Annotated in this window: 5 protein-coding genes, 1 tRNA gene and 1 rRNA gene; 1 reads left to right on the top strand and 6 read right to left on the bottom strand. The window is 69.3% G+C overall.

Translation table 11 applies throughout. The annotated features are described in order from the left end of the window. Positions 1 to 141 precede the first annotated feature (141 nt). The 3 genes from ACIBAF_RS26970 to ACIBAF_RS26980 form a co-directional block, all read right to left on the bottom strand. Positions 142 to 2,871: a DNA translocase FtsK gene (locus ACIBAF_RS26970; protein WP_399466360.1), complete on the bottom strand. Its 2,730-nt coding sequence runs from the start codon at positions 2,869 to 2,871 to the stop codon at positions 142 to 144. Positions 2,872 to 3,066: 195 nt separating this feature from the next. Then, entirely contained in the window at positions 3,067 to 3,753 is a 687-nt protein-coding gene (locus ACIBAF_RS26975; protein WP_399466361.1) for a two-component system response regulator, read from the bottom strand. Between the two features lie 260 nt (positions 3,754 to 4,013). After that, the gene (locus ACIBAF_RS26980) at positions 4,014 to 9,476 is read right to left on the bottom strand and encodes a HAMP domain-containing protein (protein WP_399466362.1); all 5,463 of its coding nucleotides are present in this window, start codon (positions 9,474 to 9,476) and stop codon (positions 4,014 to 4,016) included. 373 nt (positions 9,477 to 9,849) lie between these two features. Between ACIBAF_RS26980 and ACIBAF_RS26985 the strand changes: the two genes are divergently transcribed. Beyond that, the gene (locus ACIBAF_RS26985) at positions 9,850 to 12,591 is read left to right on the top strand and encodes a SpoIIE family protein phosphatase (RefSeq protein WP_399466364.1); all 2,742 of its coding nucleotides are present in this window, start codon (positions 9,850 to 9,852) and stop codon (positions 12,589 to 12,591) included. A 53-nt stretch (positions 12,592 to 12,644) separates the two neighbouring features. Here the strand turns inward: ACIBAF_RS26985 and ACIBAF_RS26990 are convergent. From ACIBAF_RS26990 to rrf, 3 genes are all read right to left on the bottom strand, one after another. Further along, positions 12,645 to 12,720, bottom strand: a tRNA-Thr gene (locus tag ACIBAF_RS26990). Positions 12,721 to 12,795: 75 nt separating this feature from the next. Continuing rightward, complete coding sequence (locus ACIBAF_RS26995; protein WP_399466370.1) at positions 12,796 to 13,458, bottom strand: DegT/DnrJ/EryC1/StrS family aminotransferase; 663 nt, start codon at positions 13,456 to 13,458, stop codon at positions 12,796 to 12,798. 115 nt (positions 13,459 to 13,573) lie between these two features. Then, positions 13,574 to 13,659, bottom strand: a 5S ribosomal RNA gene (gene rrf, locus ACIBAF_RS27000); the annotation flags it as partial.

The following is a 13,659-nucleotide window of genomic DNA, read 5'->3' on the forward strand; positions in this document are numbered from 1 at the left end:
ACGCCGATGACGGGCCGGTTACGGCCCCGGCGGGAGCCGCACCTGTCCTCTCGCTCAACTTGACGTACGTCAAAGGGAAACGGTTGCTCGCCGCTCTCTAACGGGTGAGTCACGACCGACCCCCGCTTCCAGCGTTGACGTCTACCCCTGAGACTCCCCCCGGATCACCGCGAGCACGCCGTCCAGCTCGTCCGGCTTCACGAGAACGTCACGCGCCTTGGAGCCCTCGCTGGGCCCGACGATGTTCCGCGACTCCATGAGGTCCATCAGCCGACCGGCCTTGGCGAAGCCGACGCGCAGCTTGCGCTGGAGCATGGACGTCGACCCGAACTGGGTGGAGACCACCAGCTCGGCCGCCTGGCACAGCAGGTCGAGGTCGTCGCCGATGTCCTCGTCGATCTCCTTCTTCTGCTTGGTGCCGACGGTGACGTCGTCGCGGAAGACGGGCGCCATCTGGTCCTTGCAGTGCTGGACGACGGCCGCGACCTCGGCCTCGGTCACGAAGGCGCCCTGCATACGGGTCGGCTTGTTCGCGCCCATCGGCAGGAACAGCCCGTCGCCCTTGCCGATCAGCTTCTCGGCGCCCGGCTGGTCGAGGATGACCCGCGAGTCGGCGAGCGAGGAGGTGGCGAAGGCTAGCCGCGACGGCACGTTCGCCTTGATCAGGCCGGTGACGACGTCGACGGAGGGCCGCTGCGTGGCGAGCACCAGATGGATGCCGGCCGCGCGCGCGAGTTGTGTGATGCGCACGATCGAGTCCTCGACGTCACGCGGCGCGACCATCATCAGGTCGGCCAGCTCGTCGACGATCACCAGCAGATAGGGATACGGCTGAAGCTCGCGCTCGCTGCCCTCGGGCAGCTTGACCTTGCCGTTCCTTATGGCCTCGTTGAAGTCGTCGATGTGCCGGAAGCCGAACGCCGCCAGGTCGTCGTACCGCAGATCCATCTCCCGTACGACCCACTGAAGCGCCTCGGCGGCCCGCTTCGGGTTGGTGATGATCGGCGTGATCAGGTGAGGGATGCCCTCGTAGGCGGTCAGTTCGACGCGCTTGGGGTCGATCAGGACCAGCCGCACGTCCTCGGGGGTCGCGCGGACCATGATCGACGTGATCAGGCAGTTGATGCAGGACGACTTGCCGGAACCGGTGGCTCCGGCCACCAGGACGTGCGGCATCTTCGCCATGTTGGCCATCACGTAGCCGCCCTCGACGTCCTTGCCGAGCGCCACCAGCATCGGGTGGTCGTCCTCGGCCGCGTCCGCGAGCCGCAGCACGTCCCCGAGGTTGACCATCTCCCGGTCGGTGTTCGGGATCTCGATGCCGACCGCGGACTTGCCCGGGATCGGGCTGATGATCCGCACATCGGGGCTGGCGACGGCGTACGCGATGTTCTTCGCCAGCGCGGTGATCCGCTCGACCTTCACGGCGGGGCCGAGCTCGACCTCGTAGCGCGTGACCGTCGGCCCGCGGGTGAAGCCGGTGACGGCGGCGTCGACCTTGAACTCGGTGAAGACGTTCGTCAGCGACGCGACGACGGCGTCGTTGGCGGCGCTGCGCGCCTTGCCGGGGCCCCCGCGCTCCAGGAGGTCGAGCGAGGGGAGGGAGTAGGTGATGTCGCCGGACAGCTGGAGCTGCTCGGCGCGCGGCGGCAGTTCGCGCATCTCTTCCGGCGCCGACTTGGTCAGGTCGGGGACCGCTCCGCCGACCTTGAGCTTCTCCTGCCGGGGGCGGGAGGCCGGTGCCGGGAGGGGCGTCGGCGTCGTCGGCTCCCGGTCGCCGACGCTCACGCCCTGGGTGAGGTCGGCGACGATCGGCGAGGGCGGCATGCCGTGCAGAACGGCGCCGTCGAGGTCGGCCGCGGCGGCCGCGGCGATGTCCACGGCGTCCAGCTGCCGGTCCATGGCCGGCTGCGGCACCGCGGAGCGCCGGGGACGGCCGCGCCGCCGGGAGAGCGCCTCCTGCTCGGCGTCGTCCGGGTCGTAGGACTGGGGGGCGCTGGAGCGCCGTCGGGGCCGCCCGGGCAGCGCCTCGCGCCACTGCTCGTCGTAGCGCGCGTCGTCGTCGCCGAACTCGTCGTACTCGTCGGCCGCCGGGTCGTGCAGTACGCCGAGCCGCACCCCGAGCTGCCGCAGCCGCTGCGGGACGGCGTTGACCGGGGTCGCCGTGACGACCAGCAGCCCGAAGATCGTGAGCAGCACCAGCAGCGGTACGGCGAGGACCTCGCCCATGGTGTACGTCAGCGGGGTGGCCGCGCTCCAGCCGATGAGGCCGCCGGCGTCCCTTATCGCCTGCATGCCGTCGCTGCGGGCGGGCGCGCCGCAGGCGATGTGGACCTGGCCGAGCACGCCGATGACGAGCGCGGACAGGCCGATCACGATGCGGCCGTTGGCCTCGGGCTTCTCGGGGTGCCGGATGAAACGCACGGCGATGACCGCCAGCAGGATCGGCACGAGCAGGTCGAGCCGGCCGAAGGCGCCGGTCACCAGGATCTCGACGAGGTCACCGACGGGGCCGCGCAGGTCGGCCCAGGTGCCCGCGGCGACGATCAGCGCGACGCCGAACAGCAGCAGCGCGACGCCGTCCTTGCGGTGGGCCGGGTCGAGGTTCTTCGCGCCGTTCCCTATGCCGCGGAACACGGCGCCGACGGCGTGCGCCAGCCCGAGCCAGATGGCGCGTACGAGTCTGTAGATGCCCCCGGTGGGATTGGGAGCCGGTGCGGGCGCGGGCGCGGGCTTCTTGGCCGCGGCTTTCTTGGCGGGCGCCTTCTTCGCCGGGGCCTTTTTCGCAGCGGCCTTCTTCGCCGGAGCCTTCGCGGGAGCAGCCGCCTTCTTGGCTGGCTGCTTCTTGGCTGCGGAGGGACGTGAGGCCATGAGTGTGAGGTTACCGGTGGAGACCACAGCGGACACGTGTGCCTACTGCTTCACCCGTTCGTGTCGCCCCCGTGTGGGCGCGGAACTGACGCGCCCGCTGTGCCGGGAAGGGAACTGACACGTCCTCATGCACAACTCCATGGGCCGCACGCGTCAGTTCCGTTCCGTGGTGTCGGTCGGCTGCGTCGATTCCGGTCAGTTCTGCGACGGCACCGAGGCCGCGCCATTGCCGGCGCCCGGCTCCAGGGCGTCCAGCGCCCGGCGCAGACCCGTGAGTTTGCGCTCCAGGTGCGCCGCCGTGGCCACCGCCGCCGCGTCCGCCGACTCGTCGTCGAGCTGCTTGGACAGCGCCTCCGCCTGCTCCTCGACGGCCGCGAGCCGCGCGGAGAGCTCGGCGAGCAGCCCCGCCGGCTCCTTGGCGCCACCCGCAGCGCCCTTGCCGCCACCGCCCTCCAACTGCAGCCGCAGCAGCGCCGCCTGCTCACGCAGCTGGCAGTTCTTCATGTACAGCTCGACGAACACCGAGACCTTCGCGCGCAGCACCCACGGGTCGAACGGCTTGGAGATGTAGTCCACCGCGCCCGCCGCATATCCGCGGAAGGTGTGGTGCGGCCCGTGGTTGATCGCGGTGAGGAAGATGATCGGGATGTCCCTGGTCCGCTCTCGCCTCTTGATGTGCGCGGCCGTCTCGAAGCCGTCCATGCCCGGCATCTGGACGTCCAGCAGAATGACCGCGAAGTCGTCCGTCAGCAGTGCTTTGAGCGCCTCTTCCCCGGACGATGCCCGCACCAGCGTCTGATCGAGCGCAGAGAGGATCGCCTCCAGCGCCAGCAGATTCTCCGGCCGGTCATCGACCAGGAGGATCTTGGCCTTCTGCACCATGGCCCGCCCTCCTCGCCCCGGCAGTGCACCGGGCGCCGCCCCTGGGGACGACTCCTTTGCGCCGCCCTTCCTTGTGCCGGTCATGGTAGCCGCACCCCGACCGTCGCCACACCCTGTCACCGTGATGTCACTGTGCACGTAGCAGGAACGCAGCAGGAGACCAGAAGGTTCCCCGAATTCCGCCTCGCTACACGGCGGCGGCCACCCTGAGTCAGCAACTCGGGGCGCACGCCGAAGGTTCCCGTCACGCCGTGTCTCCCTCACGCGTCCCGCATCCACTGCTGCATCACCGACAGCAGGTGATCGGGGTCGACCGGCTTCGTCACGTAGTCGGAGGCGCCCGACTCGATCGCCTTCTCCCGGTCGCCCTTCATCGCCTTCGCGGTCAGCGCGATGATCGGCAGCCCGGAGAACTGCGGCATCCGCCGGATCGCCGTCGTCGTCGCATAGCCGTCCATCTCGGGCATCATGATGTCCATCAGGACGACCGCCACGTCGTCGTGCTGCTCCAGGACCTCGATGCCCTCCCGGCCGTTCTCCGCGTACAGCACCGACAGGCCGTGCTGTTCCAGAACGCTGGTCAGCGCGAACACGTTGCGGATGTCGTCGTCGACGATCAGCACCTTCTCGCCGCCGAACCGGACGCCCACGCGCGCGCGGGCCCCCGCCTCCTGCCCGCGGGCCGGCCACTGCTCAGGACGCCCCACCTGCTCGCCGCCGCTCACCAGGCGGCGCCGGCGCCTGAAGAGGGCCGCCGGACCGTTCTGCGCGTCCTGGTACGACCTCACCTCGGCCGGCGTCTCGATCTCCACGTCGGACAGCTCCGACAGCTCCAGCGCCCCGTTCTCCGAAGCCACCAGGTCGCCGGCCTCCAGCGCCGGCACGACCTGCTGGTAGCCCTGCGGCGGCAGCTCGCTCGGATGCAGCGGCAGATACAGCGTGAACGTCGAACCACGGCCCGTCTCGCTCTGTGCGTAGATCTCACCGCCGAGCAACTGTGCGATCTCCCGCGAGATGGACAGCCCCAGGCCCGTGCCGCCGTACTTGCGGCTGGTGGTGCCGTCCGCCTGCTTGAACGCCTCGAAGATCACCCGCATCTTGCTGGCCGCGATCCCGATGCCGGTGTCCGTCACCGAGAACGCGATCAGGGCGGCGTCCGGATCGGTGAGCGAACCGGCCTCCAGCAACTGCTCCTTGATCGCCACCGGGACGTCCGCCCCGGCCGGCCGGATGACCAGCTCGACCGACCCGGAGTCGGTGAACTTCACCGCGTTGGACAGCAGGTTGCGCAGCACCTGCAGCAGCCGCTGCTCGTCGGTGTGCAGCGTGGCCGGCAGCTCAGGCGACACCCGCACCGACAGGTCGAGGCCCTTCTCCGCGGTCAGCGGCCGGAACGTGGCCTCCACGTAGTCGACGAGCTGGACCAGTGCGATCCGCGTCGGCGACACGTCCATCTTGCCCGCCTCGACCTTCGACAGGTCCAGGATGTCGTTGATCAGCTGGAGCAGATCGGAACCCGCCCCGTGGATCGTCTCGGCGAACTCGACCTGCTTCGGCGAGAGGTTGCCCTCCGCGTTGTCGGCGAGCAGCTTGGCCAGGATCAGCAGCGAGTTGAGCGGCGTCCGCAGCTCGTGCGACATGTTGGCGAGGAACTCGCTCTTGTAGCGCATCGACACCGCGAGCTGCTCGGCACGCTCCTCCAGGACCTGCCGCGCCTCCTCGATCTCGGTGTTCTTCACCTCGATGTCGCGGTTCTGCTGCGCCAGCAGCTCGGCCTTCTCCTCCAGTTCGGCGTTGGACGCCTGCAGAGCCTTCTGCCGCTGCTCCAACTCGGCCGACCGCTCCCTCAGTTGCTCGGTCAGCTCCTGCGACTGCTTCAGCAGCAGCTCGGTCTTGGTGTTGACGGAGATGGTGTTGACGCTGGTCGCGATCATCTCGGCGAGCTGGTTGAGGAAGTCCTTCTGGATCTGTGTGAACTTCGTGAACGACGCCAGCTCGATCACGCCGAGGACCTTGCCCTCGAACAGCACCGGCAGCACGATCACCTGCGCGGGCGGCGCCTCACCGAGCCCCGAGGAGATCTTCAGATAGCCGCTTGGGGCGTTCGCGACGAGGATCGTGCGCTTCTCCTCCGCGGCCGTCCCGACCAGCGCCTCACCCGGCCGGAACGACGTCGGCATGGAGCCCATCGAGTACCCGTACGAGCCCAGCATCCGCAGCTCGTACTGGTCGGCGTCGCCGTCGGTCGGCGGCATGGCCAGGAAGAAAGCGCCGTGCTGCGCGGCCACCAGGGGCGGCAGCTCGCTCATGATCAGCGAGGCCACGTCCGCCAGGTCGCGCCGCCCCTGCATCAGAGCGGACACGCGCGCGAGGTTGCCCTTGAGCCAGTCCTGCTCCTTGTTGGCGATCGTGGTGTCGCGCAGGTTAGTGATCATCTTGTTGATGTAGTCCTGAAGTTCCTGGATCTCCCCGGACGCGTCCACGTCGATCTTCAGGTTCAGGTCACCACGGGTCACCGCGGTCGCCACGCGCGCGATGGCACGCACCTGCCGGGTCAGGTTCCCGGCCATCTCGTTCACGGACTCGGTCAGGTCACGCCAGGTGCCGTCGACGTCACGCACGCGGGCCTGACCGCCCAGCTGCCCCTCCGTACCGACCTCGCGGGCAACGCGGGTGACCTCCTCGGCGAACGACGACAGCTGGTCGACCATCGTGTTGATGGTCGTCTTCAGTTCGAGGATCTCCCCGCGCGCGTCGATGTCGATCTTCTTCGTCAGGTCACCCTTGGCGATGGCCGTCGTGACCATGGCGATGTTGCGCACCTGGCCGGTCAGGTTGGACGCCATCTGATTCACCGACTCGGTGAGGTCCTTCCACGTACCCGCCACACCCGGCACGTGCGCCTGCCCGCCGAGGATGCCGTCCGTGCCCACCTCACGGGCCACCTTGGTGACCTGCTCGGCGAACGAACTCAGCGTCTTCACCATGGTGTTGATGGTGTCGGCGAGCTGCGCGACCTCGCCGCGCGCCTCGATCGTCACCTGCCGCGTCAGATCGCCGTTGGCCACCGCCGCCGCGACCTGCGAGATGTTGCGCACCTGCGTGGTCAGGTTCTTGGCCATCAGGTTGACGTTGCCGCTGAGGTCCTTCCAGATGCCCGTGATACCCGGAACGTGCGCCTGGCCGCCCAGGATGCCCTCGGTGCCCACCTCGCGGGCCACCCGGGTCACCTGCTCGGCGAACGACGACAGCTGGTCCACCATCGTGTTGACGGTGGTGACGAGCTCCAGGATCTCGCCCTTGGCGTCGACCGTGATCTTCTTCGACAGGTCGCCCTTGGCGACCGCGGTCGTGACCTCCGCGATCTGGCGCACCTGGATGGTCAGGTTGTTCGCCATGAAGTTCACGGACTGCGTGAGGTCCTTCCAGGTGCCGGAGACACCCTGCACCTCGGCCTGTCCGCCGAGCTGCCCCTCCGTACCCACCTCACGGGCCACACGCGTGACCTCCTGGGCGAACGACGACAGCTGGTCCACCATCGTGTTCAGCGTGTTCTTCAGCTCGAGGATCTCCCCGCGCGCGTCCACGGTGATCTTCTGGGACAGGTCACCGCGGGCCACCGCGGTGGCGACCTGAGCGATGTTGCGCACCTGGGCGGTGAGGTTGCCGGCCATGCCGTTCACCGAGTCGGTCAGATCGCGCCACACACCGGCCACACCGGGCACCTGCGCCTGCCCGCCGAGCCGCCCGTCCGTGCCCACCTCACGCGCGACCCGGGTCACCTGGTCGGCGAAGGCGGACAGCTGATCCACCATCGTGTTGATGGTGTTCTTGAGCTCCAGGATCTCCCCGCGCGCGTCGACGTCGATCTTCTGCGACAGGTCACCGCGGGCCACGGCCGTCGTCACCTGCGCGATGTTGCGCACCTGCGAGGTGAGGTTCCCCGCCATCGAGTTGACGGAGTCGGTGAGCTCCTTCCACGTACCCGACACACCGTCCACCCGGGCCTGACCGCCCAGCCTGCCCTCGGTGCCCACGTCCCGGGCCATCCGCGTCACCTGGTCGGCGAACGACGACAGCTGGTCCACCATCGTGTTCACGGTGTTCTTCAGCTGCGCCATCTCACCGGACACGTCGACGGTGACCTTCTGCGAGAGGTCGCCGTTGGCCACGGCCGTGGTGACCTGCGCGATGTTCCTCACCTGTCCGGTGAGATTCCTGAACGCCGTGTTGACGGAGTCCGTCAGGTCCTTCCATGTCCCGGCCACACCCGACACCTGCGCCTGACCGCCCAGCTCGCCCTCGACCCCGATCTCCCGCGCCACGCGCGTGACCTCGGCGCCGAAGGCCGACAGCTGGTCGACCATCCCGTTGACGGTGTTCTTCATCTCCAGCATCTCGCCGGCCACGTCCACTGTGACCTTCTGCGACAGATCGCCGCTGGCCACGGCCGTCGTCACCGCGGCGATGTCCCGCACCTGAGTGGTGAGGTTGCGGAACACCGTGTTGACGGAGTCCGTCAGGTCCTTCCACGTCCCCGCCGCACCCGGCACGTTCGCCTGACCGCCGAGCTGCCCCGCCGCGCCGACCTCGTTGGCCACGCGAGTGACCTCGTCCGCGAGGGTCCGCAGCGTCTCGGTCATCTGGTTGATCGTGTCGGCGAGCTGCGCGATCTCGCCGCGCGCCGACACCGTCACCTTCTGCGACAGATCGCCGTTGGCGACCGCCGTCGTCACCTCAGCGATCCCACGCACCTGAGCCGTCAGGTTGCCGGCCATGGTGTTCACCGAATCGGTGAGCTCTTTCCACACCCCGTCCACGCCGGACACCTGCGCCTGGCCGCCCAGGATGCCCTCGGTGCCGACCTCGCGGGCGACCCGGGTCACCTCCACCGAGAACGCGGAGAGCTGGTCCACCATCGTGTTGACGGTGTTCTTCAGCTCGAGCATCTCGCCCTCGACGTGAACCGTCACCTTCCGTGACAGATCACCCTTGGCCACGGCCGTCGTCACCAGCGCGATGTCCCGCACCTGCGCCGTGAGCCGGTACGCCATCGTGTTGACGGACTCCGTGAGATCCTTCCACGAACCGGACATACCGCGCACCTGGGCCTGCCCGCCCAGCTTGCCCTCGGTGCCGACCTCGCTGGCCACACGGGTGACCTCGTCGGTGAACGTCGACAACTGGTCGACCAGGTTGTTCACCGTCCGCCCGACCTTCAGGAACTCCCCGCGCAGCGGATGCCCGGTCCCCTCCGGCGTGTGCGTCCGAAGCTCCATCCGCGGCGACAGATCACCCTCGGCCACCGCCGACAGCACCCGCCCGACCTCGGAGACAGGCCGTACGAGGTCGTCGACCAGCGCGTTCGAGTTGTCGATGGCGGTCGCCCAGGACCCCTCGCAGGCGCCCGTCTCCAGCCGCTCGGTGAGCTTTCCCTCACGTCCCACCATGCGTCGCACCCGCGACAGTTCACCCGTGAGGTGCAGATTTCGGTCCGCGACCTCGTTGAACACGGCCGCGATCTCCGACATCACGCCATCGCCGGACACGGTGAGCCGCTTGCGGAAATTGCCGTCCCGCATGGACCCGAGAGCGACCAGCAGCCGGTCCAGGGCCGCTGTGTCCACGACGGTGGTCCCGCCGCGTGGTGTGCGCTGCCTGCTCAGGGACTGTCCGCCTTTCGCGCGCGTCTTAGTGCCCCGCGTCGCTGCGCCAGACTCCACTTGTCCCTCCCGCAGGGGTCGACCGTTGCCTCTGTACCTGGATGCTGCTCGCCGTACGTGCTGCCGCTGGGGTTTTCCGCCTGATGAAACCAGGCGGGCCCCGGGGGCTGCTGCCCCCTGTGCGCAGAAGACACCCAGTCTGCCCGGACCTTCACAAGAAGCTTGCCCAGTGTTTCACCCTTGCCGAACCCGGCCATAACAGTTCGGCAGCTTCGCACATCGTCCGCACACCCTCGGGCGTAAACACTGGTGACCGGCATCCGCGGGGACCGGGAAGGTAAGTAACCTTGCATGCGGCTGTCCAGCCGCGCCGGTCCGTCCGGCCTGGGCGGTGGCACGAGCACGAGCGGGCATCGGAGGGGCGGCCGCACACATGACCACCGGACTGATCCCGGGGGGACAGCCCCCGGACCCCCGGCCTTCAGGCATGCGTCCACCGCAACAGCGGCATGACCAGGACGGCCAGGGATTCCCGCACGTCGACAACCGGTCGAGGAGTTCTGTGATCACCGCGCGCGCGGCCGCCAGCTTCGAGCCCGTCGGGCGATCGGTAGCGACTGCCCGCTCCTTCGTCCGCGACACCCTGCAGGGGTGGGGCTTCGCCGACATCGTCGACGACGCCGTGGTCCTCACCAGTGAGCTGGTGACGAACGCCGTCGTCCACGCGGGCACCCACGCGGACGTCCTGTGCCTGCGCAGCGACGACGGCGTCCGCATCGAGGTGGCCGACCGGTATCCCGAACGCGAGATCCCCCTCCAGGGCTCCCTCGCCACCATGGGCAGCCCCGACCGCGAAGGCGGCCGCGGTCTCCAGCTCTGCGCGGCCATCGCCGGCCGCTGGGGCGTCGAGTACACCCCCACCCACAAGCAGGTCTGGTTCCAACTCGACCTCCCCGACCGCCCGGTGGGCACCCGCGCCGCCGGCCCGTCCCTCCCGGCCGATCTCCTCCCGCTCGCCGACAGCCGGGTGCGGGTGGCGGTCGTCCAGATCGACCGCGCGGGCGCCATCTCCGCCTGGAACGAGGACGCCGACGAACTCTTCGGCTACCCGGCCGACCAGGTCATCGGCAAACCCCTCACCGACCTCGCCGCCTGGCCGCACACCCCCGGCACCAGCACCGGCATCGTGGAAGCCCTCCAACTCTCCCGCTGGGAGGGCAGCTACGGCATCCGCGGCGCCAACGGCCGCGTCACGCCTGTCTACGCCTCCCACCTCCGCGTCCGCGACACCGACGGCGAGCCCTCCACGGTCTGTCTCCTCGTCCGCGACCACGAGCGCGCGGTCCTGCAGACCCCGTTGCGCGTCCCGGCCTCCGACACGACCACCGGCTCCGACGGCCAGAGCACCGACCCCTTCGAGGTGTTCATCGGCTCCCCGGCCCCGGACGACCTCGACGGCCTGCTCCAGCGCACGGTGGAACGCGCCCGCGACATGCTGGACGCCGACTCCGCCTTCCTCCTCCTGGCCACCGACGACGAGACGGAGTTGGAGGTCCGCGCCTCCACCGGCCTGCCCTCCGCCCGCCAACGCTTCGCGCGCGTGCCCGTGGAGGCGGGCCCCGGCCGCTACGGCTCGGCCCGCATGCCGGCCGTCCACGAGGACCTCCTGGCCGTCCCCGGCGCCCTCCCGCTGCTGAGCGGCACAGGCATGCGTTCGGTCGTCACGGTCCCGCTGAAGGTCGAGGGCCGCCTGACGGGCTCCCTGGGCGTCGCGGCGGAGGGCCCCGGCCGCTACTCCAACGAGGAGGCCCTGCGCCTGCAGTTCGCGGCCGACCGCATCGCGCTGGCCGTGGAATCGGCCCGCCTGGGCGAGCTGGAGCGCCTGCGCCGGGGATCCCTGAGCTTCCTCGTCGAGGCCTCAGACCTCCTCGCGGGCACCCTGGACCGCGACCAGACCCTGGCCCTGATGGCCCAGATGACGGTCCCGACCCTGGCCACCTGGTGCGCGGTCTACACGATCGCCGACCAGGCCTCCGACCCGTACCTGTCGTACGTCCTGCACGAGGACGAGGAACTCATCGACGGCATCAAGTCGTTGCTGTCGAAGATCGCGCCGCCGGACCCGGTCCCCACCCCCGGCGCCCGGGTCTGGTCGGCCCCCTCCGAGGCCGCGCACGACGCGGCCCTGCGCAGTTCGATGCGCAGCCTGGGCCTGACCGGCGGCCCGACCCACCAGGTCTCCTCGGGCATCGGCCCTACCCTGGCGACCGCCTCGGCGGTGGGCGGCGAGACCGTCGTCCTCCCGCTGGTCGCCCGCAACCGCGTCATCGGCATGCTGACCCTCGGCAAGCCCACCGACGAACACTTCCGCCAGGAGATCCTGGAGCTGGCCGAGGACCTGTCCCGACGCGCCGCGCTCGCCCTCGACAACGCCCGCCTCTACTCGGAGCGCACGGCCATCAGCCAGTCCCTCCAGCGCAGCCTCCTGCCCCCGGAACTCCCCACGGTCGACGGCGTCGAGGTCGAGGTCATCTACCGCGCGGCCGGCGAGGGCAACGAGGTGGGCGGTGACTTCTACGACGTCTTCCCCATCAGCGACGGCGCGTACGGCTTCGCCATCGGCGACGTCTGCGGCACAGGCCCGAACGCGGCGGCGGTGACGGGCCTGGCCCGCCACGCGCTACGGCTGCTGGCCCGCGAGGGCCTCAGCGGCCCGGCCGTCCTGGAGCGCCTGAACTCGGCGATCCTCGACGAGGGCGCCCGCAGCCGCTTCCTGACCCTCCTCTACGGCGAGATGCGCCCACAGGAGGACGGCAGCGCCGAGCTGAAGGTGGTCTGCGCCGGCCACCCGCTCCCCCTGCGTCTGCGTCAGGACGGCACGGTCGAGGCGGCAGCCGAACCCCAGCCGCTCCTGGGCGTCATGGAGGATCTGGAGCTCTACGAGCAGACGGTCACCCTCGACCGGGGCGACGTCCTGCTCTGCGTCACGGACGGCGTCACAGAGCGCCGTGAGGGCACCCGCATGCTGGGCGACGACGGTCTCGCCGACGTCCTGTCCACCTGCACCGGTCTCACCGCCGGCGCGGTCGCGGCCCGCATCATGCGTGCGGTCGAACGCTTCGCGTCGGACGCCCCCTCGGACGACATGGCGATCCTCGCGATGCGGATGGCGTGAGGGAAGCGGGACACGAAAAAAGCCCCCGCCCGAAAGGGCGGAGGCCTTTTTTGTGGAGCCCCCTAACGGAATCGAACCGTTGACCTTCTCCTTACCATGGAGACGCTCTGCCGACTGAGCTAAGGGGGCCAGTTACTTTTCGAGGTTTCCCTCGCGGCAACGGAATAGATCATACCCCGAACAAGCCGGTGCTCCCAAACTCGTTCAGGGGGCGGGCTGAAGCAGTCCGCCGAGCGTGTTGCAGGCCGACACGATCCGCTGCATGTCCCGCTTCGTCAACGAGGCGTCCACCGGCAACGCGAGAGTCTCGTCCGCCGCCAGTTCGGTCTCCGGCAGCGACACACACCGCCTGAACTCCGGCAACCGGTGCAACGGAGTCTTCACCGGCACCCGGCACTCGACTCCCCTGCCCCGCAAGGCGCGTGCGAACGCATCCCGGTCGGGCCGCCCGTTCCCCGGCACCCGTACGACGTACTGCTGATAGGTGTGCCCGTCTCCACCGTCGGGCATCCGCACCCCACGCAGCCGCCCGTCCAGATAAGCGGCCCGCTCCCGACGCTGAGCGATCTCGTCGTACGGGGCCTCGGACTCCCCCTGTTCCAACACCAACAGCCCATGCCGCTCCCCCACAGCATGCAACCGCCCGACATCCGCCGGCCGACCGAAGCGGTGCACGGCAACGACGGCCGCGGTCCGCGGAGTTACGACTGCTTCGACGACGACCGGGTCCAGGCAGTACGTCACCGGATCGACATCGGCGAACACCGGCGACGCACCCGCCAGGGTTACCGCTCCGGCGATTTCCACATTCCCGAAGGCCGGCACGATGACCTCGTCACCGACTCCGACGCCTGCAGCCCTGAGCATTGCAGCAGTACCCATGCCGTGGATGCTGGGGGCGCAACATGAACTTCAAGTGACCACAAACAAAAAAGGGTTGGGCACCGAACCGAAGTTCAGAGCCCAACCCTTTTCAATATTTGTTCGGCGGTGTCCTACTCTCCCACAGGGTCCCCCCTGCAGTACCATCGGCGCTGTAAGGCTTAGCTTCCGGGTTCGGAATGTAAC

Origin of the sequence: Streptomyces sp. NPDC051677, assembly GCF_044453465.1 — a bacterium.
Taxonomy (GTDB): domain Bacteria; phylum Actinomycetota; class Actinomycetes; order Streptomycetales; family Streptomycetaceae; genus Streptomyces.

Excerpts from the sequence above, each read along its gene's own strand:
- ACIBAF_RS26985 (WP_399466364.1), top strand. The coding sequence starts at position 9,850 with ATGACCACCGGACTGATCCCGGGGGGACAGCCCCCGGACCCCCGGCCT.
- ACIBAF_RS26995 (WP_399466370.1), bottom strand. The coding sequence starts at position 13,458 with ATGCTCAGGGCTGCAGGCGTCGGAGTCGGTGACGAGGTCATCGTGCCG.
- ACIBAF_RS26970 (WP_399466360.1), bottom strand. The coding sequence starts at position 2,871 with ATGGCCTCACGTCCCTCCGCAGCCAAGAAGCAGCCAGCCAAGAAGGCG.
- ACIBAF_RS26975 (WP_399466361.1), bottom strand. The coding sequence starts at position 3,753 with ATGGTGCAGAAGGCCAAGATCCTCCTGGTCGATGACCGGCCGGAGAAT.